This is a genomic window from Streptomyces nodosus, assembly GCF_008704995.1.
GTDB lineage: Bacteria > Actinomycetota > Actinomycetes > Streptomycetales > Streptomycetaceae > Streptomyces > Streptomyces nodosus.
The window spans coordinates 276,089-296,415 of sequence record NZ_CP023747.1; the positions used below are offsets into that span (position 1 = coordinate 276,089).

The following is a 20,327-nucleotide window of genomic DNA, read 5'->3' on the forward strand; positions in this document are numbered from 1 at the left end:
CGGTCAGGCGCGGCCGGCGAGGGAGCGGCCCAGCTCCAGGCCCGGGTAGGTGCGCACGGGTGCGGTCATCAGGAAGCGGTAGCCGTCGTCGAGGACCTGCTTGACGTTGTCGGCGGTGACGTGCGGGTGCCCAACAGGGACGCCGCGCGCGTTGCAGATGTCGAGCACGCGCCGCTTACACTCGAGCATCCGGGGGTGGTCGTACTGGCGCGGGATGCCGAGCTCCTGGCTCATGTCGCCCTCACCGATGACGACGAGACCGATGCCCGGCACCTCGTCGAGCATGCCCGGCAGGTTCTCGATGCCCTGCTGGTCCTCGATCATGAGGCCGACGAGGATCTCTCCGTCCGGGTCGAGCGGCCAGACGTCGCTGCGCCGGTAGTACTCCTGGTTGGAGACGCCCCAGTAGCGGGCGGCGGCGCTCGGGCTGTCGCCGCGCAGTCCGGCCGGCTCGTGGCGGGGCTCCCCCGGCAGCGAGGGATACCGGCAGGCGGCCACCGCGTTGCGGGCCTCCTCCACGGTGGAGATATGCGGCCACACGATACCGAAGGCACCGAGGTCGAGGGCCTGCTTCGCGTGCCACTGCGCCTTCTCGGCACCGTTGACGGGGATCCGCACGAGAGGGGTGAGCGCCGGACCCGGCTCGTCCGAGGTCCGGATCTGACGCCGGTCGAGCAGGTACTGGAAGCTGTCGCGCAGAGCGACGGCGTCCCACGGCTTGTGCTCCGTCTCGAAGACGAGCGCGTCGTAGGAGGTGGTGACGAAGTCGAGCGCGGCAAGGGGGTCGGCCAGCGCGAACGAGGCGAAGACGTGCCGGCCCTGGGCGAGACGGGCGATGACCTTGTTGAGCCGGGCTGTCACGGACGGCCTCCTCGAAACGGGGCGGGTGCGGACGTGCCTGCGGATGCGGCGTCGGCCGGCGGGCGGGAGCGTCCACGGCCGAACAGGCGGGCGAGCCGGTCGCGGACACGTCGCCACCAGCCGGGGCGCACCGCGGGGGCGGCGGTGTCGTCGGGCACGGCAACGGCGTCGGACTCGTCGGTGGTGGACTCGGACGCGGTGGCATCAGGGAGGGCGCAGCGTTCGACGAGTGCCGCCGAGAACTCCCGGGTCATCCTGGACACCACGACACCAGCGCCCGATTCGATGAGCGGGGCGAGCTTCCCGGAGAGGTTCATCTCACCGGTCATGGCCACCTGTGTGCCGTCGGTGGCCGGGTTCTCGCTCACCCGGAAGACGGCACCACCGCTGAACCGGGTGGCACCCTGGCCGTCCCGGCCCCGCGCGGTCAGTCGGCCTTCCCGCTCGTCCTGGTCCAGTTCCAGGGTGATGCGGGCGGCGAACCTGACCCGGATGCCACCGAACCTGACGACGAGGACACCGTCGAAGGAACCGTCGTCGTGGGACTCGCCCAACTCGGCGCCGCCGATGCAGGACACGACTGCGGAGGGGTCGGAGATGGTCTCCCAGACCCGTGCCGGCGGGCTCGGCACGTCGATCTTTTCGGCGATGGATATCAAGGGTGTGGACCTCGCTTCATGACCGCTGGGCGGCGTCGGTCGCCTTCGCGTCGGACTTGAACAGGCTCCACAGGTCGTTGTAGAGCTCGGAGAACTCGTGCGACTCGATGAGGGAGCCGATGGTGCGGGGGCGCCCGAAGGGAACGGGGAGGACGCGGCGGACTGTGCCCGGTCCCTCGGACATCACGACCACCTCGTCGGCGAGGTAGAGGGCCTCGTTGAGGTCGTGGGTGACGAAGACGAGGGTGCCCTTCTGCTCCTGCCACAAGTTGAGGAGTTCCTGCTGGAGCTTCAGCCGTGTGATGGCGTCCAGCGGCCCGAAGGGCTCGTCCATCAGCACGATGGACGGGTCGTAGATCAGTGCCCGCGCGATCGCGCAGCGCTTGCGCATACCGCCGGACAGCTCGCGGGGGTAGTGGTTCTCGAATCCGGTGAGCCCGACGACGTCGACCCAGTGAGCGATGCGTGCCTCGCGCTCCGCCTTCGGGACCTTGCGGAACTTCAGGGCCAGGCCGATGTTGGCCTTCACGCTCAGCCACGGCAGCAGGTCCGTCTGCTGAGTCACGTACGCCGCCTCCGAGTTGACGGCGTCGACCTCCTCGCCGCCGAAGTAGACCCGGCCGTCGGTCGGAGAGAGCAGTCCGGCGGCCAGATTGAGAAGGGTGCTCTTCCCGCACCCGCTGGGACCGATCACGGCGACGCACGTGCCGCGGTCGATCTGGAAGGACACGTCCCTGATGGCGGGTCGATGGCTCCCCGGGAACTCCAGGGTCACGTTCTCGAAGCGAAGTGCTTCCGTCTGCGGGGCGCGCTGTTTGGTCGACATCTTCGTCTCCTCGGCCTGCCCCTCGAGAAGGGCGGCCTGGCCCATCGTTCATACGGTGGCGTATCTGGATTGTCCGACAAGAACTGCAGGGAACGTAACGCGCTCGACCCACAACGGCAAGACTCCTGCAAGAAAAACCAGGACCAGGGCGAGGTTAAACTTCAATCCGGTCAACTATTGTTGGACAATCCTTGAGGGCTCGAAGGGTCGACACCCGATAGAGCAGCACCCGGACGTACTGCTCACGGCCCGGAGGTCGCCGCTGCCGTCACGCCGGCACCGTGGGCTGTACGAACGCGTACACCGATCAGAGCGAGGAAGATCACCGCGGTCACGAAGGCGCCGAGGCCATCAAGACACAAGTGCGCGGCGCATCCGCAGCAGATATCGGCCGTCCCTCCGGGCAGACCCGTCCTCCGTCCGGACCACAGGTGCGGCCACAAGCTCGGCTCGGAGGACGGCCCGACGGAACGCACGGCGCAGCGGAGTTCCATGCCCGGAAGGGTCAGTCGGCGGACGCACCACCAGGGTGGGTCTACGCTCCTGCGGGATCGGGATCCGCCGACCGATCGGCGACAGCCTTGGCGGAGGCGGCCCTGGGGTCGTTCTCCGTGGCCGAGGGCGTCGCATCGTTGCGGCCGGATCGCAACAGCAGGGCCCGGCGGGCGGAGCCGACGTGATGGCGCATCGCGGCAATGGCTGCGTCCGGGTTGCGAGTGAGGATGGCCAAGAGGATGGCCTGATGCTCTTCGAGTGACCCGGCTCGCGGATGCGGTGCGGAGAGGTCACGGTACTGCCGCATCACGAGGGGATAGAGCAGTGTGTCGTGGGCGCGGGCGAGGGTCTGCTGGTGAGCGGCACGTTTGACCTGCTGGTGGAAGGTTCGGTTGCCTTGGGAGTATCCCTTCTCGTCGCCGCGAGCCTGGCAGTCCGCCATGCTCTCCAGTGTGCGGCGCAGTTCGCGGATTTCCTCATCGCTCGCACGTTCGGCGGCCTTGCCCGCCAGGGCCGATTCCAGAGTTTCGCGTGCCTCCAGGATGTCCATGGCTTCCTCGACGGAGAAGTCCCGCGTACGGACGCCACGGTTGACCTCGCTGGTGACGTAGCCCTCCTGAGCCAGCTGGACCAGTACGGCTCGCATGGTGCTCCGCGAGACGCCGAACCGCTGAGTCAGATCCGCCTCGGTGAGCCGGGTGCCCGGTTCGAAGCTTCCCGAGAGCAGCGCTGAACGCAGACCTTCGTAAGCCTGACTGTGCCGGGTCGGCGTCGCGTTATCGGATTCGCCCGTCTTGTCGCGAAATCTGGGGTCCATGTGATCACCTATGGTTCCTGAAGAGTGGGCACCGACTTGCTGAGCAGTATGTTCGGCAGCCGAGGCGCTCCCCGTGTTGGCGCTCACCACCACAACCGCCTTACGGCCAGCGCGCAGCAGCCCCGGCAACGCCGCCAACACCATCATCAACCCACCCTGTTTGTCCAACAATCTCAAGCGCTCCTGAACGCCAGGACACCACCGGCATCGATTTTCGTGCACACTTCTTGTTGGAGCCATGCGGCGGTGTTACGGTCCATCGCGAGTTGTTCGACAATCTACTCGGCGGACGCGTGTGGCTGTATGAATCAACCCGTCACTCGGACGTCAGCTGAGCCGCAGCCGACAGGCCGACTGACGCAACCAGCCGAGGGACCGTCGGACACGGTCGGCTGATACCACGAACCAGCAGGGCAACTGGTCGCCACCGGGCGACAACTTCCCCCTGCGGTTGCGTGTCCGCCGACCGCGAAGGGACCTGATACAGCGATGTCACCCCAACTCAACCGCAGAGCATTTCTGGCAGTCGGCGCGGCAGTTGGCGCTGCCGCGGCCACCAACTTACTGCCGACCTCCTTCGCCGTGGCGGCTGCCGGTGCCGGCAAGAAGGGTGTGATGCTGATGAACCGCATCGCACCGTCGTCGTCCACCCTGTACATCGCCAACACCGACGGCTCGAACGAGCGCAGGCTGCTGGACAGCAAGAGCGCGGCGTTCGACCGCCACCCGGGCTTCTCCCCCGACGGCAAGAACGTGTTCTTCACATCGGAACGGACGGGCGACGGCAACTCCGACGTCTACTGGGGCAGTCTGAACGGTGCGGGCCAAGTGGTCGGCGTCCAGCCTCTGGTGACCGGGCCGTCGGTGAACGACTGCGCTGCCCTGTCGCCGGACAAGAGGACTCTGGTCTTCTCCTCCACGCGCTCGGCAGACCATCTGTCGCGGATATGGCTGATGGACATGAAGACCGGGGCGCTGACCAACCTGACCGGCACGCCCGCGCTCGCCGGTGACCCCAGCAGCCCTGACGGCCATTTCCGGCCCGTCTGGTCGCCAGACGGACAGTGGATCGCCTTCTCCAGCGACCGCAACACGGCCTGGCGCGGCCACGACGACGGCAGGGGCTGGGAGCACACCCAGGAACTGAGCATCTATGTCATCCGGCCGGACGGCACCGGATTCCGTCAACTGGCGACCAAACCCGGATACTGCCTGGGCTCGCCGAAGTGGTCGCCGGACGGTCAGCGGATCGTCTACTACGAAATCACCACCGAAGGGACCTGGGGCGCCCATCGTCCGGAGGACATCGGGATCGTCGAGTCCCAGATCGTCTCCGTCGACGTCGCAACGGGTACCAACCGCGTCGTGCACACCTCCGGGCCCAACCTGAAGGTCTCGCCCCAGTACGTGACCAACACCGAGATCGGCTATCTCATCAAGGGCGGGCCCGACGAGGGCCTGGCCTACACATCGGGCAGGCCGGCCGTCAAACGGTCGCTGCGCTCACCCGCATGGTCGCCGGACGGGAAGTCGGTGATCTACGAGAAGCAGGACTTCACCAGCCGAGCGCTCGACGACACGCTCTACAGTTGGGACGCGGACTGGGACTACCGCTTCTGCGACGTGTTCCCGGTCCTGTCACGGCAGGGCCGACTCGCCATCACCGAAAAACAGACCGGGCTCGCCAACTCCTCGATCGTCACCCTGAAACCCGACGGCTCCGATCTCAAGGTCGTCTTCAACACCGCCGACAGCGGCCTGGATCCGACGCTCCTCGCCGAGGGACTGGCCGGCGCCTTCCGGCCCACCTGGTCACCGGACGGCGGATGGATCGCCTTCGGTCTGGGCGGCTGGTTCCAGGAACGCGCCGCCATGGCAGCCGCGATCTGGCGAGTGCGCAGCGACGGCACCGGAGCGGAGGCGCTCACGGACAACTCCACCAACGCCGGTTTCCCCAGCTATTCGGCCGACGGAAGCAAGATCGTCTACCGTGTGTGGGGCAAGGAGAGCGGCCTGCGCGTCCTCGACCTCGCCAGCAGGACGACGAGCGTGCTCACCACCGAGTCCGACAACCTGCCGGACTGGTCCGCGGACGGCAAGCTCATCCTGTTCACCCGCAAGACCGGCCCGACCAACTTCGACGTGTGCACCATCCAGCCCGACGGCGGCAATCTGCGGGTCCTGACCACCAGCGGCGCGAACGACGGGCACGCCGTGTGGAACTACGACGGACGGATCCTCTACAACAGCGGGATGTACGGCTTCCGGGAGGAAGCGGCGCTGTACGACGACACCTTCCAACCCTACGGCCAGATCATGGCCATGAACGCGGACGGCTCCGGGAAACAGCTGCTGACCGACAGTCAGTGGGAGGATTCCATGCCGCTCTACCTCCCGCAGAGCGTGCTTGCCCAGTGACCTGAGGCGGCCGTCTTGTGCTCCTTCGACGCGACGGACCACAAGGCGGCCGCCGTGTGACCGCGCCGAGCACGAGGTTCCTACACGGATAACGCCGCCCGCGCGGAGTCCCACTCTGCGGCCCGGAGTGTGTTGACCAGCAGCATGGCAATGGTCATCGGGCCCACGCCGCCGGGTACGGGAGTGATACGGCCGGCGATGCCGTCAAGTTCTGCGGCGCGGACGTCGCCGACCAAGCCGTCGGGAGTGCGGTGGATGCCGACGTCGATGACGGTGGCACCTGATTTGACGTGTTCGGAACCTATGAGGCCGCGGACGCCGGTGGCCACGACGACGATATCGGCGGTGCGAGTGACGGAGGCGAGGTCGGCGGTGAACTCGTGGGCGATGCTCACCGTCGCGCCTCTCCGAAGCAGCAGCTGAGCCAGAGGCCGGCCCACCAGGGCGCCCCAGCCGACGACGGCGGCGCAGGCACCCTTGAGCTCGATGCCCTCGGCGTCGAGCAGTTCGATGACGCCGCTCGGCGTACAGGGGCGCAAGCCCTTCTCGTCGCGGGCCAGTCGGCCGACGCTGGCCGTGGTAAGACCGTCGACATCCTTGGTGACGGGTATGCGGTCGATCAGGGGCCCGGCGTCGAGCTGTGCCGGAAGGGGGAGTTGGAGCAGAATGCCGGAGACATCGGGGTCGGCGGCCAGTTCGTCGATGACGGCGGCCACCTCGCCCCGGCTGGCGTGCCGGGGCAGATGACGGTGGAAGTCACGCATGCCCGCCTGGCGAATGGCACGGCGTTTGGCGGCTACATAGACAGCGCTCGCCGGGTCGTCGCCGACGAGGATCGTCGCGAGTCCGGGCCGCTTTCCGGTGGCAGCCGTCTCAGCCACCCGCTGGGCAACCCGGCTTCGGATGCTCCGGGCGATCTCCGTGCCATTGATGGTGAGTGTCATGCTGGCAAATCGCTTTCTGTCGGCGGACGATCCGCCCGGCGAGGAGAACTCGTGCGCGACCGCGGCCGACAAGCCGAGGTTGCACGACACCGGAAGCCGGGTGCCGGCGGGCAATCCCGCGTAGAGGTCGTATCGTTCCTTCGCCGGCGCCCAGGAGTGGGAATCCGGCACGCGGCAGGACCGCCCGCCCTGTCCGGGCGGGTTCCCTGTCGAGGCGCGTTTCTGGGCGAGAGTCAGGCGAAAACGATGGTGTGGTTGCCGTTGCGGATGACCCGGTCCTCCGCGTGCCAGAGCACTGCGCGGGAGAGGACGGCCCGTTCCACGTCGGCGCCGCGTCGGGCGAGGTCGGCGGCCGTGTCGGCGTGGCTCACCCGGACGACGTCCTGCTCGATGATCGGGCCCTCGTCGAGGTCCTCGGTGACGTAGTGCGCGGTGGCGCCCACCAGCTTCACACCGCGTTCCTTCGCCTTGGCGTAGGGGCCGGCACCGACGAACGCGGGAAGGAAGGAGTGGTGGATGTTGATGATCGGCACGCCTGCCGTGTCGATGAAGTCGGCCGACAGGATCTGCATGTAACGGGCCAGGACGACGAAGTCGACGTTGTCCTCGAGCAACCGCAGGTGTTCGGCCTCCGCCGCGGACTTGTCCGGTCCCGTGGAGGGAACGTGGAAGAAAGGGATGCCGAAGCTGCGCACCGCCCCGGCGGTGTCGGGGTGGTTGGCGACGACCATGGCGATACTGACGGGCAGCTGCCCCTGACGGTGGCGCCAGAGCAGGTCGAGCAGGCAGTGGTCCGACTTGGACGCGAAGATCGCGACCCGCTTGGGCACCGACATGTCGCGCAGGTTACAGGTGAGGCCGTACTTCTTCACCAGCTCGTCGTCGAACTCGGCACGCAGCCCGGGGAGAGCGGCATGCAGGCCCGCCAGGCCGAAAACGGTGCGCTGGAAGAACGCACCGCCCTCCGGGTTGTCGGAGTACTGGTCGAGGGAGACGATGTTCGCGCCGTGCCGGCTGAGGACGCCGGTCACCGCCGCGACGATGCCGGTGGCGTCGGCACCCTGGACGATCAGCGCGGCCTGGTGGTCCATCCCCTTGTTCTTCTTGGTGGCGGCGGCCGGTGAGGCCTGAGTGACTGTCATGCGAGTGCTTCCTTCCTGAACCGCACGATCCATTCGGAGGTGGCCCCCAGACCACCGAAAGTGTAGAAATGGATCTTCACCTGGCCGTGCCGGAGCGGGTCGTACGCCTCTGCCAGGGCATGCAGGAACCGGTCCGGACCCGCGGTCCCCATGAGGTTGGTGAGGGACAGACCGTACTTCTTGGCGATGGTGGCGCTGGTGCCCACACCGAACCGGGTGGCGTACGACATCAGGCGCCGTACACCGGCGGGCCCCGGGACACCGATGCGGACAGGGTGCGCGATCCCTTCGCCGCGGACCCGTTCGATCCAGGCAAGCACCGGGTCGACGTCGAAGCCGAACTGTGTGATCACGTCGGCGTCCACACCCTGGGCAGCCAGCGATGTGCTCTTCTCGCGGAGCGCGGACCACAGCACGTCCTCCGCGATGTCCGGGTGGCCCTCCGGGTATCCGCTGATGCCGACGTGCCGGACGCCGTATGCCTGGAGCAGACCCGAGTCGATGAGAGAGAGGGAGTCCGGGTAAGGGCCTTCGGGCTGGGCCGGGTCGCCGCCGACGGTGAAGACGTTCTCGCCGGTTCCGTCGGACTGGAGCCCGCTGAGGTACCGCTCGAAGTCGGCTCGCGAGCCGAGGCGTCGAGCGGAGATGTGCGGTACCGGCACGAACCCGTGGCGTTTCACGGCCCGGGCGGCTCCAAGCCGCATCTCCAGGTCCTCGTTACCGAGGAACGTGACGTTGATACGGGTGCCCTGGGGGATCGAGCCGCGGGCCGCTTCCAAGCTGGGCACGTCCTTGGCGGTCATCTCCAGGGAGAAGTCCTGCAGCAGCGACGTACCGACCGCCGCCGCGGCTGTGCTGAGGGGGTTCATCGTGCTCCTTGTCCCCCGGCGCTGCTGCCCGGAGAGACCGGGCGGCGCCGGGACAGGTCAGGCGTTGCGGCGGTACTCGGTGCGGGCGTGCCGGTCGAACGGGCTGGGCTGCACGGTGGCGCGGATGCGGGGGAACCCGAGGTCGGCTTCGGGGTCGGTACCGGGACCGGGGTGCTCGCCCCAGACCACCACCACCTCCGTGCCGGGCTCAGCGTGCGCGGCGTCGATCAGCGCCTGGGACAGAACGGCGCCGACGGGGTCGATCGACGCCGTCTGCATGGTGACGCCGGCCAGCCCCGCAGAGGTCTCCACTCGCTGGCGGGCGTAGCTCAGCACAAAGCCCGGGTCCTCTCCCCCGCCCACCACGCGCCGCACGTCGTCGGGGTCGAGGACGAGGGTCACCTTCCTGCGCAGGCCTCCGTCCCCCTTCGCCTTGAGCAGGGCGTCACGTCCCTGGAAGTCATGGCCGAAGTGGATCATCTTCCCGTAGCCCAACTCGTACGGAGATACGTAGTAGTCGTCGATGTTCTCCGAGAAGAAGCTGCCGTTCAGCGGCCGCTTGCCCTCGATACCGAACAGCGGCAGCCACGTGCGGTACTCCGCCAGGTCGGGGTCGCTGTAGATGCCGGGGACCGGCGAGGGCACCCAGCCGCTCTCCACGCTCGGCGTCGCATACGCCAGGGCGCCGACCTGGACCAGCCCGAGCGGCTCACCGGCCTTGAGGAACGCCTCGTGGACGTGGCCCGCGTGCTCCCAGGGCCCGATGAACTCGTAGCCGGCCTGGCCTGCCATACCGTGACGCAACGCCTTGAAGGCACGGCCGTCCAAGGTGACCGGGGTGGAGTGGAAGAACTTCGTCTCCGGTATCGGGCCGCCGAAGACCCGTGCGATCAGCTCCAGCGCGAGCGGACCCTGGATCTGATAGCGGAACAGCTTCGGGTCTCCCCCACCGGGTCGGAACGCGGAGGACGGGTCGGTGACGAAGGAGACGTCGTAGCCGCCCCTCTCAGCGTGGTATTGCACCCAGTGCTGGCTGGCCGGTACGCCGCTGAGTATGTACGCCTCCTCGCCCTCCCGGGAAAGGATGCCGTCAGTGACGATGTTCCCGTGCCGGGTCACCGGCACATACTGCTTGGCCTGGCCGACGGCGAACCTCTCGAAGTCGTTGGCACCGTAGTCCGCCAGGACCCGGGTGGCGTCGGGCCCCTCGATCCACATGTCGTACATGTGGTGCGACAGGTTCAGGAGGGCGACCCCTTCGTGCCAGGCCGCCTGCTCCCTGCGCCAGCCGACGTACTCGCGCGCGACCACCTCGGGCGTCCATGGCTCCGCGCCCGGCTTCCACAGCAGGCCGACGGGCGAGCCGGCTTCGTCGATGCCGTCCTGAAGGCTGAGGGTTGTCATACGGCTCCTCTCAAGAGCATCCGTCTACTAGATCGATCTAGTGATTCCGAGAACCGGCGCGGCCGACTTCGTGAATTGATCTTGCTGAGCGGTCTGACGCGAGCCGCCGAGGGCTATCGCGTCCGGTGAGACGCTTGCGGCCCATTTCCCGGAAGTCCGGCGACGGACTTCCGGTCGGCACGGAAACCGGTGTTCCACAACGCGTGCAAGTGCGCCAGGAGTTCCCGGTCGTGGCGGCGTGCTCGGCGAAGCCCACGACGGGGGCCCATGTCTCGGCCCACACGTTACAGCGGATCACTTAATCGTTCTAGCCCTTGTCGCGGATGTCCGGCCGTCGAACCGCATACGGCGCGGCCTGCAGGGTGCGACACCTCGCCCTCCAGCCCTGGACATCATTCCTAGAATGAGTGAGCGCCGTCCCAGCGAGGGACGGGGCACGCAACCGCATCGGGGCAGGGCTGATGGGCGCTTCCAGAAGAGTCACGCTGAACGACGTGGCGGCGGCCAGCGGAGTCTCCCGCGCCACCGTCAGCTTCGTCCTCAACGACGACCCCCACCAGACGATCTCCGCCGCCACCCGGGACCGGGTGAAGCAGGCCGCGCGGGATCTGGGCTATGTGCCGCACGGTGTCGCACGGGCACTGCGCGAGGGGTCCTCCCGCATCGTCGTGCTGAACATCGACGCCGGCCTGGAGGGCGAGTACTCCCGCAGCTACGTCCACGGGCTCGACGCGGAACTGGCGGCCCATGAGTACGTCCTCCTCGTACGACACGGCCATCACACCCCGCAATCCACCCAACAGGTACTGGACGCCATCGCCCCCCGCGCGGTGATCCACTTCGGCGGGACGTACCTCACCGGTCGCGAACTCGACGACGCGGGAGGCGGATGGCGCGACGGTCTCGCCGCCCACACAGCCCTGCAGATCCGCCACCTGGTGGAGCACGGCCACACCCACATCGCCCTGGCCCTTCCGGATACCAAGTCCCCGCTCACCGCCACCAGGTTGAAGTTCACCGGCCACGCCGCCACGAACGCGGGTATCCCCGTACCAGCGTCGTTCGCCGCCCCGCGGGACCGGGCGGCCTGCGCGGATACCGTCGCGGCGTTCCTCGCCGACGCCCCCGAAGTGACCGCGATCGCCTGCTTCAACGACGATGTCGCCCTGCGCGTGCTCGCGGCCCTGCGCGATCTCGGCCGCGCCGTCCCGGACGAGATCGCCGTGATCGGCTTCGACGACAACGGGTACGGCGCATACGTCACCCCCGCACTGACGACGATCCACATCAACGCCGAAGCCCACGGACGGCTCAGCGCCCGGCTCGCTCTGGGCCTCGGCACCGGAGACCTGCGGCCACCGCCGGCCCGGGTCGTGGACCGCCAGTCGGTCTGACCCGCGTCCCCGGCCCGTGATTGTCCCGCGAGAGACCGAAGCGCTTTCACCGAGAGCCGCCGGCACCCCGCAGGCGTCTCGCATGGCGGGGAACGAGCAGCCCTCGAACTCGGCATCGCCCTCGGCGACTCGGGAACCGGCGGCCTCAGCCCATCTGGTCCTCGGCCGACAGGTGTTCGACCACGCGGCCGGTCGCGGTGAACGTCCGTGTGACATGGCCCGACGAGTACACCCACAGGATCCGCAGCGGGCGGTCGCCTGTGTTGCGGAACAAATGGGGTATGGGGGAAGGGATGTAGGTGGTGTCGAAGCGCTCCAGCTTCGTCACCTCGCCCTGGACCCACACCTCCGCCTCGCCCTCCAGGATCGTCACATGCTCGTCGCAGTTGTGGGAGTGCAGCGGTGCCCCGGAGCCGACCGGGTACACGCTCATTCCGCTGGTGATGCGGTTCTCCCCGCCTGCCGAGGGCGTCGTGATCAGCGGCGTCGTCACGACGGATCCGCCACGGTCGAGCAGGGGGACCGATGCGGCCTTGATGATGGTGGTCATCCGGAGTTCCTTCTTGTCACTGGTGGGTGTTCGCGGCACTGCGCGGATCGACGTTAGGTCGCGTGGACGTGAACGGGTGAGATCCGGCGCGCAGTTTTACCTTGCGCTCCGGGAAGGGTGCACTTCCTGACACCGCCTGTACCGTCACCTGGCATCGCACGTGGTCACGACCCGTGCCGGAAGCGTGCTGGACTGAAAAGGCAGGTATCGGCCACATGAGACTCCCCGTTCTCAGCGAAGACGACATGGACCCGCGCCAACTGGAGCTGGCCGCCCGGATCGCCGGTCGCCGCGGCGCGGTGCGCGGCCCGTTCCGCGTCTGGCTGCACAGCCCGGAGATGTGTGAGCGTGCCGAGTCGCTCGGTGCCTTCGCCCGCTTCGACTGCGGCCTTCCCAACCACCTGCGCGAGCTCACCTTGCTCATGGCGGCCCGCAACTGGGACGCGCAGTACTCCTGGAACGCCCATGTGCACCAGGCGATCGAGGCCGGCATCCCGGAGGCCGCGGTCAAGGCCATCGCCGAAAGGCGTGCGGCGGACTTCGACAACGAGACGGACCAGGCCTTCTACCAGTTCTGCCGCGAGGTCCTGGAGGAGCACTTCGTCTCCGACGAGACCTTCGCCCGCGCGCTGGAGCACTTCGGTGCCAAGGGGCTGGTCGATACCATCGGCGCCCTCGGCAACTTCACCATGCTCGGCATGTGCCTGAACACCTTCCAGGTCGACCTCCAGCCCGACCGCGAGCCGCCCTTCCCAGATGTACGCGGCTACACCCGGCCGGCCGCGGCCGGCGGGGACGGGCCCCGGCCGTGAAAGCGGCCGGGAAAGCCCGGGGAGGTGCCGTCATGACCTCGGCAGAACCGCCCGCCGGCCCTGTGCCCCTGCTCCGCGTCCGTGGTGTCACCAAGAGCTTCGGCGGGGCGGCCGCGCTCAAGGGCGTCGATCTCGACCTGTATCCGGGCGAGGTGCACGCGCTGATGGGCATGAACGGCGCCGGCAAGTCGACTCTGGTGCAGGTCCTCTCCGGCGTGCACCAGCCCGACGGCGGAACCGTCGAGACGGGCGGACACGCCTACCCGGGACTCACCGTGCGCCGGGCCCGCCGCCTCGGCATCGCCTCGGTGCCGCAGCGCCGGGAGCTGGCCATGGGTCTGACCGTCGCGGAGAACATCATGCTCGGCGACTTGCCCGCCACCGGCGGCGCCGTGCGCTGGCGGACGCTGCGGGCCGAGGCACGCGAGGCACTCGCCGGCCTGGGCATCGGCATCGATGTCACCCGGACCGCGGGCTCGCTCACCGTCGCCGAGCAGACGATGGTGGAGGTGGCCCGGGAGGTCCGCCGCGGCGGACGGATCCTGATCCTCGACGAACCCACCGCCTGTCTGAGCGCCAAGGACGCCCAGCAGATCCGCGACCTGGTGCGCACCCTGCGCGACGACGGCGTGGCCGTGGTCTACATCTCGCACTACATCGACGAGGTGATGGCCGTCGCGGACCGCGTCACCGTGCTCCGCGACGGGGCCCTCGTCCGCAGCGCACCGGCCGCCGATCTCGACGCCGCCTCCCTGGTGCGCGCCATGGTCGGCCGGGACGTGGTCTCCCGGCGTGGGCAACGGCCCGCCCCCAAGGACGAGATCGGGCTCGCCGTACGGGCCCTGAGCGACGGACGGGCCATCCGCGACTTCACCGTGGAGGTACGCAAAGGTGAGATCGTCGCGGTGCTCGGACCGGCCGGGGACGCCCAGTCGCGCCTGTTCGACCTGCTGTCCGGCCGACGCCGCCCACGGGCCGGGCACCTGCACGTCGACGGCACCGCCGTACCCTTCGGCCGGGTCCGGGCCTCGCTCGCCGGAGGGCTGCGCTGTGTCACGGGCGACCGGCGGGCACTCGGTCTGATCGCCGGGCTCAGCGTGGACGAGAACCTGATGCTGGCAGGGGACCGGTTCGCCCGCCGCCGTCTGCATCGCCTCGGAGCCCTGGCCCGGCGCGCCGCGCCGCTGCGCGAGACCTACGGGGTGGTCGCGCCGGCCGGCAACCCGCCGGTGAGCACGCTGTCCGGCGGCAACCAGCAGAAGGTGCTGCTGGCCAAGTGGCTCCAGACCGAACCGGTCGCCTGCTTCCTCGAGGACCCCACCAACGGGGTGGACGTCGCGGCCATGGCCGACATCCATGCCCTGGTCGACGATCTCGCGTCGCGCGGTGTGGCGGTGCTGATGGCTTCCTCCTCACCCGAGGAGGTCATGCGCCTTGCCGACCGTGTCGTGGTGGTCAGCGCCGGCCGCACAGTCGCCGAACACGACATCAACGCCATCACCCGCGACGAACTCGTCGCCACCGCTCTCGGAGGTCAACCGCAGTGAGCGTCAAGACACTTCCCGACGCGCCGGACGTCGCCGGCCCGTCCGGGACGCCCCGTAAACGGTTCACCCCCGGCAACCTGCTGCACGTGCCGCACGCCGGCCTGGTGGCGGTCCTGGTCGTCGTGGTGGTCGCCACCGTGCTCCAGACCGACTCCTTCGCCACCCAGGCCAACATCGTCAACGTGCTGCGCCAGGTGAGCGTCACCGCCGTGATCGCCGCGGGGCTGACGCTGCTGATGACCGCGGGCGGCATGGACTTCTCCATGGGCGGCAATGTCGCCGTGACCACCGCGCTGGGCGCGCAACTGCTGTCGCACGGCCATTCCACCGGCTTCACGGTCGTGGCCTCGATTCTGCTGGCCACGGCCATCGGACTGGTCAACGGTCTGGTCGTCACCTTCACCAAGGTGGCGCCCTTCGTGGCGACGCTGGCGACGGCCACTCTGCTCGACGGCGTGGCGCTGCTGATCCTCAACAGCGTCAGCGTCTCCATCGGCGACAAAATGTTCGCCTTCGGCAACGACAAGGTGCTCGGCGTTCCGTATCTGCTCATCGTGGCGATCGTCGTGCTGCTGGTCACCGCGCTCGTCATGCGCTTCACGGTGTTCGGCCGGGACGCCTTCGCCATCGGCGGCAACGAGCACGTGGCCCGCCTCAGCGGCATCAACGTCGCCGCCCGCAAACTCGCCCTGTACGGCATCACCGGCGCGCTGTCCGGACTTGCCGGCCTGATGCTGCTGTCCCGGCTGGGTTCCAGCAGCCCCGGCACGGGTGGGCTCTCGCTCCAGCTCACCGCCGTCGCCGCGGTGGTGATCGGCGGGACCTCGCTGGCCGGCGGCCACGGCACCGTGATCGGCACTGCGCTCGGCGTGGTGCTGCTCGGGGTGGTGGCCAACGCTTTGAACCTGATCCAGGTCTCCAGCAACTTCCAGCCGGTCTCCGTGGGCGCCGTGCTCCTGATCGCGGCCATCGCCAACGAGTTCCACAAGGCACGGTCAGCACGCCGCTGACCCCGGCGCCCATCCGGTCGTAGCCCACCGGACCGTTGTCCGGCGCAGCGGTGCCCCGCACCCTCGAAGTTCACCATCTGCTCACAAAATTCACAGGCCACTCGCATCCCTGTGTGAAAGGCACGTCACATGAGACTCAACGTTCGCTCCCGTCAGGCGCTGTTCGCCGCCGCCATCGGCGCCACCCTGGTGCTCAGCGGCTGCGGCAAGGACAACGACGACGCGAACTCGTCCACCGGCGGCGTGACCCTCGGGTTCGTCAACGGTGCCGACACCGAGTTCCACACCTGTCTGCAGAAGGCCGTCGAGCAGACCGCGAAGCAAGAGGGCGCCAAGATCTACACGGCCAACTCCCACCAGGACTCCAGCGCCGAGCTGTCCAACATCGAGGACATGACCTCCCGCAACGTCAGCGCGCTGATCGTGCAGACGGTCAACGTCGACGCGCTCAAGGGGGACATCGCCAAGGCCAAGGCCGCGGGTGTGCCCCTCTATCTGACCTCGGTGGCCACCAGCGACATGGACGACGTCCTCGGCGCGGCCGTGGTCGACCTGAAGAAGGCCGGGGCGCTCGACGCCGAGTGGGTCGCCAAGGACGCGGGCGGCAAGAAGGCCGAGGTCGGCATCATCGCGGGCGCCCCCGGCGCCGCCTCCGACCTGCTCGTCGGCGGGTTCAAGGACGCCCTGCCGGCCAACGCCACGGTGGTCGCCGACCAGCCCGCCATGTTCAACCCGGTCAAGGCGCAGGACGTCGCCGAGAACATGATCCAGGCCCATCCGAAGCTGAGCTATGTCTTCGTCGCCAATGAGGAGATGGCCTTCGCCGCCCGCAAGGCCTTCGACGCGGCCGGCCACAAGGACGTCACGATCGTGACCGTCAACGGCACCCCGGAGGGCGTGGCCGCGGTCAAGGACGGCAGGTTCGGCGCGACCGTCGCCAATTCGGCGATGACCATCGGTGACACCGCGGTGAAGAACGTGCTCGGGCTGCTCAGCAAAAAGGCCAGTGTTGACAAGATCGCCAACATTCCCCTTGTCTTGGTCACCAAGGACAACCTGAACGACGCGCCCCAGTACTGCCCCAAGTAAAGAGCGCAGGCTTCGGAGGAAAAATGGACCGCTTGCTCCTCATGCACAGCTTCGTCACCGTGGCCCAGGTCGGGAGCTTCAGCGGAGCGGCCAAAAGACTGGGGTCGTCGGGGTCGTTGGTGTCCCGGCATGTCGCCGAACTGGAGCGGCAGGTGGGGGTCCGTCTGGTCAACCGCACGGCCCGCTCGGTGAGCCTCACCGAGCCGGGCCGGCGGTACGCCGAGTTCGCGGCCCGCATCCTGGAGGAGATCGACTCCATGGACGCCGGTGTGGCCCGGCTCCACGACCGCGCCGAGGGCACGCTCAGCATCATCTGCCCCAAGTGGATAGGAAGTCTGGACCTCGGGGACGCCATCGCGGCGTTCTCCGCCGCCCACCCGAAGATCCAGGTCCGGTTCGAGCTGGGCGGAATGTCCGACCGCACCTACGACTTCCTGGACAGCGGCTTCGACGTGGCTTTCCACACGCGGGATCTCCGCGACTCGAGCGTCCGGCTGAAGAAGATCGCTTCGTTGCCCTTCGTGCTCTGCGCGTCCAAGGAGTACCTGGACCGCAGCGGACCGCTCACCGACCCGAACGGAATCGCCCACCACGACTGCCTGGTCCACGTCAACGATCCTGTCTGGCGGCTCGGGCACGGCCACAACTCCACCCTGCACAAGATCCGCAACATCGCGTTCTCGTCCAACTCCTACCTCGCCCTGCAGAAGGCGGCCGTGCACGGCCGCGGGCTCGCCCTGCTGCCCCAGCGCTCCGCCTACGACGACCTCGTCGGCGGTGCCCTGGAGGTCCTGCTGCCCGAACTCCCCGTACCCGACCGCCCGCTGTTCGCGATCTACGGACCCGGGCAGGCCACCCCGCGCAAGATCAGCGTGTTCCTCGACTTCCTCGGCGGATGGTTCTCTCAGAATCCCATTCCCGACATCCGCCGGCGGTCACCGGATCCAGCCGCCCGCCCGTAGCCGCAAGAAACGATTGCGTATTCAGCGGAGCTCGGGGCGTTGAGGCCCGCACGATTCGAAACCTACGCTCGCCGAGCGAGAAGGAGACGAGGAATCCATGGGAATCCAGAGAATCGAATCGGCCACGTACGGTATCGACGACCTCGACGAATGTGTCCGCTTCTTCGAGGACTTCGGACTGCTCCTGGTGGAAAAGACCGAAGAGCACGCGGTGTTCGAGACCCTGACCGGGCAGACCCTGCACCTGGACAGCCGGCCCGGCCCGCAGCTGCCGCCCCCGGTGGAGCCGGGCCCCACCCTGCGCGAGGTGGTCTGGGGCGTCGACACCGCCGCCGAACTGGAGCGCCTGGTGGCCGCGGTGGGCCGCGACCGTACGGTCTTCGAGAGCGTCGACGGAGTGCACCACTGCATCGACGAGACCGGCTTCGGGGTCGGCCTGGCCCTCGCCAGACCCCGGCCCGTCACCGTCGTCCCCCGCCCCGCCAACGCACTCGGCAACGTCACCCGCTGGAACAGCTTCCTTCAGCCCATCGACCGGGTGCGCCCGTTGCGCATGTGCCATGTCGCCCTGAACATCCCCAAGCGGGGCAAGGACGAGGCCCTCGCCTTCTACCTCGACCGGCTGGATTTCCGGGCGACCGACGTGGTCGAACCGATGGGCGTCTTCATGCAGGCCGCCGGTGACGACGACCAGCACACCATGCTCCTGTGCCACCGCCCCGACAAGGCCGGCGTCAACCACATCGCCTACGAGGTCCCCGGTTTCGACGACGTGGTGGAGGGTGGCAACCACATGATCGAACGCGGCTGGCGAGAGGCCCGCCGCCTCGGCCGCCACACCATCGGCTCCAACGTCTTCCGCTTCCTGCACGCCCCCTGCGGCGGCCGCGTCGAGTACGCCGCCGACATGGACCGGGTCGACGCCTCCTACGAGACCCGCGTCCACGGGACCACCCCGCCCCACCACATCTGGGCCCTGCGCACCAACCGCGACCAGGAAACCTCCTGACCCGCCCCGGCACACCGCCCGGATATTCCGTTTCGCTTCGCTCGCCAGCCTGAGAGGGCACCCACCCATGACCACCGACCACGGCTATCCCGCCATCCGCATGTACATAGCGGGCGAGTGGTGCCAGGGCGGAACCGGAAACACCGCCCCCGTCATCGATCCGGCCACCGAGGAGGTGATCGGAGAAGTCCCCCTGGCCACCGGCGACGATCTGGACCGTGCGCTCGACGCCGCCGCGCGCGGCGCCAGGATCTGGCGCGAGACGTCGATCGCCCGGCGCACCGCCGTGCTGCACGCCGCCGCCGACCTGATCGGCGAGCGCGCCGCCGAGATCGGCCGCATCATGACCCTGGAGCAGGGCAAGCCGCTCGCCGAGTCCACCGGAGAGGCCCGTCGCACCGCCGACACCCTGCGCTGGCACACCGACGACGCCCGCCGCGCCTACGGCCGGATCATTCCCTCGGCCCCCGGCACCGTCCTCACCGTGCGCCGCGAGCCCATCGGCCCGGTCGCCGCCTTCACCCCGTGGAACTTCCCGGTGGGTGGTCCCAACCGGAAGATCTCCTCCGCGCTGGCGGCCGGCTGCTCCCTCGTCATCAAGGCCTCTGAGGAGACCCCCGCCACCGCCGCCGCCCTGGTGGCCTGCTACGCCGACGCCGGGCTGCCGGCCGGAGTGCTCAACCTGGTCTTCGGTGAACCGGCCCAGGTCTCCGCCCATTTGATCGCCTCGCCGGTCACCCGCCTGATCGCCTTCACCGGTTCCGTCCCCGTCGGCAAGCTGCTGGCCGCCGAGGCAGGCAAGGTCATGAAGCCGTCCCTGATGGAGCTCGGCGGCCATGCCCCGGTCATCGTCTGTGAGGACGCCGACCCGGGCCGGGACGCCCGCCGCGCCGCCCAGGCCAAGTTCTTCAACGCCGGCCAGGTGTGCACCTCGCCCAGCCGCTTCCTCGTCCACGAGAGCCTGGTCGAGGAGTTCACCGCCGAGTTCGTCAAGGCCGCCGAGGCGCTCACCGTCGGCGACGGCCTGGCGCAGGGCACGACGATGGGCCCGCTGGCCAACGAGCGTCGCATCGAGGCGGTCGAGCGGCTGACCGCCGACGCGGTCGGGCGCGGTGCCACGGTCCGTACCGGCGGCGAACGCCTTGACCGTCCCGGCTACTTCTACGCCCCGACCGTCCTCACCGGCGTACCGGCCGACGCCGCGCTGCTGTCCGAGGAGCCGTTCGGTCCGCTCGCGCCGATCCTGCCTTTCACCGACCTGGACGAGGCCCTGGGCATCGCCAACTCGCTGCCGTACGGACTGGCCGCCTACGGTTTCACCCGGTCCTCCGCCACCGCCGAGAAGCTGTCGGACGGACTGGAGGCCGGCATCCTCTCCCTCAACCACTGCGGCGGCTCGGTCCACGAGGCACCCTCCGGCGGAGTCAAGGACAGCGGCTACGGCCGTGAGGGCGGCCCCGAGGCCCTGGACGCGTACCTGATCACCAAGCGCGTCTCCCATCTGCTGGCGGACTGAGGC

The 20,327-nt window shown here is 68.7% G+C and carries 18 protein-coding genes and 2 pseudogenes; 11 read left to right on the forward strand and 9 right to left on the reverse strand.

Annotation, left to right across the window (positions count from 1 at the left end; translation table 11 throughout):
- Positions 1-3: 3 nt before the first annotated feature.
- The 4 genes from CP978_RS01415 to CP978_RS01430 form a co-directional block, all read right to left on the reverse strand.
- Positions 4-861 carry an HpcH/HpaI aldolase family protein gene (locus CP978_RS01415; RefSeq protein WP_043436877.1) on the reverse strand — a complete coding sequence of 286 codons (858 nt, stop codon included), beginning with the start codon at positions 859-861 and terminating at the stop codon, positions 4-6.
- Entirely contained in the window at positions 858-1,520 is a 663-nt protein-coding gene (locus tag CP978_RS01420) for an SRPBCC domain-containing protein (protein ID WP_052453913.1), read from the reverse strand. The genes CP978_RS01415 and CP978_RS01420 overlap by 4 nt, the downstream gene beginning before the upstream one ends.
- A gap of 16 nt (positions 1,521-1,536) precedes the next feature.
- The gene (locus CP978_RS01425; RefSeq protein WP_227745283.1) at positions 1,537-2,391 is read right to left on the reverse strand and encodes an ABC transporter ATP-binding protein; all 855 of its coding nucleotides are present in this window, start codon (positions 2,389-2,391) and stop codon (positions 1,537-1,539) included.
- 490 nt (positions 2,392-2,881) lie between these two features.
- Positions 2,882-3,835, reverse strand: a complete 954-nt coding sequence (locus tag CP978_RS01430; RefSeq protein ID WP_227745284.1) for a GntR family transcriptional regulator — start codon at positions 3,833-3,835, stop codon at positions 2,882-2,884.
- Positions 3,836-4,279: 444 nt separating this feature from the next.
- Between CP978_RS01430 and CP978_RS01435 the strand changes: the two genes are divergently transcribed.
- A complete protein-coding gene (locus CP978_RS01435) occupies positions 4,280-6,076 on the forward strand; it encodes a hypothetical protein (RefSeq protein ID WP_227745285.1) in 1,797 nt (598 codons plus the stop codon).
- A gap of 80 nt (positions 6,077-6,156) precedes the next feature.
- Here CP978_RS01435 and CP978_RS01440 read toward each other — a convergent pair whose 3' ends face one another.
- A complete protein-coding gene (locus CP978_RS01440) occupies positions 6,157-7,020 on the reverse strand; it encodes a bifunctional 5,10-methylenetetrahydrofolate dehydrogenase/5,10-methenyltetrahydrofolate cyclohydrolase (protein WP_043447891.1) in 864 nt (287 codons plus the stop codon).
- Between CP978_RS01440 and CP978_RS36015 the strand changes: the two genes are divergently transcribed.
- Positions 7,019-7,144: a hypothetical protein gene (locus CP978_RS36015; RefSeq protein WP_260421107.1), complete on the forward strand. Its 126-nt coding sequence runs from the start codon at positions 7,019-7,021 to the stop codon at positions 7,142-7,144. The two genes, CP978_RS01440 and CP978_RS36015, sit on opposite strands and share 2 nt — an antisense overlap.
- A gap of 109 nt (positions 7,145-7,253) precedes the next feature.
- On the opposite strand, the gene purU is transcribed toward CP978_RS36015, so the two are convergent.
- From purU to CP978_RS01455, 3 genes are read right to left on the reverse strand one after another with little or no spacing between them, the layout of a single operon-like run.
- Entirely contained in the window at positions 7,254-8,162 is a 909-nt protein-coding gene (purU, locus tag CP978_RS01445) for a formyltetrahydrofolate deformylase (protein WP_043436881.1), read from the reverse strand.
- The gene (locus CP978_RS01450) at positions 8,159-9,031 is read right to left on the reverse strand and encodes a methylenetetrahydrofolate reductase (RefSeq protein ID WP_052453914.1); all 873 of its coding nucleotides are present in this window, start codon (positions 9,029-9,031) and stop codon (positions 8,159-8,161) included. The genes purU and CP978_RS01450 overlap by 4 nt, the downstream gene beginning before the upstream one ends.
- 57 nt (positions 9,032-9,088) lie before the next feature.
- Positions 9,089-10,435, reverse strand: a complete 1,347-nt coding sequence (locus tag CP978_RS01455; protein ID WP_043436884.1) for an aminomethyltransferase family protein — start codon at positions 10,433-10,435, stop codon at positions 9,089-9,091.
- A 494-nt stretch (positions 10,436-10,929) separates the two neighbouring features.
- Here CP978_RS01455 and CP978_RS01460 point away from each other — a divergent pair, with 494 nt between their 5' ends.
- Positions 10,930-11,829: a LacI family DNA-binding transcriptional regulator gene (locus CP978_RS01460; protein ID WP_249044195.1), complete on the forward strand. Its 900-nt coding sequence runs from the start codon at positions 10,930-10,932 to the stop codon at positions 11,827-11,829.
- A 145-nt stretch (positions 11,830-11,974) separates the two neighbouring features.
- Here CP978_RS01460 and CP978_RS01465 read toward each other — a convergent pair whose 3' ends face one another.
- Positions 11,975-12,379 (reverse strand): cupin domain-containing protein, encoded by a 405-nt coding sequence (locus CP978_RS01465; RefSeq protein WP_043436888.1) that lies wholly within the window; start codon positions 12,377-12,379, stop codon positions 11,975-11,977.
- A gap of 215 nt (positions 12,380-12,594) precedes the next feature.
- Here CP978_RS01465 and CP978_RS01470 point away from each other — a divergent pair, with 215 nt between their 5' ends.
- The 8 genes and pseudogenes from CP978_RS01470 (at position 12,595) to CP978_RS01500 (ending at position 20,324) form a co-directional block, all read left to right on the forward strand.
- Positions 12,595-13,191, forward strand: coding sequence for a carboxymuconolactone decarboxylase family protein (locus tag CP978_RS01470; protein ID WP_043436890.1), 597 nt, complete (start codon positions 12,595-12,597; stop codon positions 13,189-13,191).
- A 32-nt stretch (positions 13,192-13,223) separates the two neighbouring features.
- Positions 13,224-13,745 (forward strand): annotated as a pseudogene (locus CP978_RS36315) (ATP-binding cassette domain-containing protein); the annotation flags it as partial.
- A 321-nt stretch (positions 13,746-14,066) separates the two neighbouring features.
- Positions 14,067-14,738, forward strand: a pseudogene (locus CP978_RS36320) (ATP-binding cassette domain-containing protein); the annotation flags it as partial.
- Entirely contained in the window at positions 14,735-15,748 is a 1,014-nt protein-coding gene (locus CP978_RS01480; protein ID WP_052453915.1) for an ABC transporter permease, read from the forward strand. The pseudogene CP978_RS36320 and the gene CP978_RS01480, both read left to right, overlap by 4 nt.
- 129 nt (positions 15,749-15,877) lie before the next feature.
- Positions 15,878-16,837, forward strand: a complete 960-nt coding sequence (locus tag CP978_RS01485) for a sugar ABC transporter substrate-binding protein (protein ID WP_043436896.1) — start codon at positions 15,878-15,880, stop codon at positions 16,835-16,837.
- Between the two features lie 23 nt (positions 16,838-16,860).
- The gene (locus CP978_RS01490; protein ID WP_043436899.1) at positions 16,861-17,799 is read left to right on the forward strand and encodes a LysR family transcriptional regulator; all 939 of its coding nucleotides are present in this window, start codon (positions 16,861-16,863) and stop codon (positions 17,797-17,799) included.
- 97 nt (positions 17,800-17,896) lie between these two features.
- Positions 17,897-18,808, forward strand: coding sequence for a VOC family protein (locus tag CP978_RS01495; protein ID WP_043436901.1), 912 nt, complete (start codon positions 17,897-17,899; stop codon positions 18,806-18,808).
- A gap of 67 nt (positions 18,809-18,875) precedes the next feature.
- The gene (locus tag CP978_RS01500) at positions 18,876-20,324 is read left to right on the forward strand and encodes an NAD-dependent succinate-semialdehyde dehydrogenase (protein WP_150478122.1); all 1,449 of its coding nucleotides are present in this window, start codon (positions 18,876-18,878) and stop codon (positions 20,322-20,324) included.
- Positions 20,325-20,327: the final 3 nt, after the last annotated feature.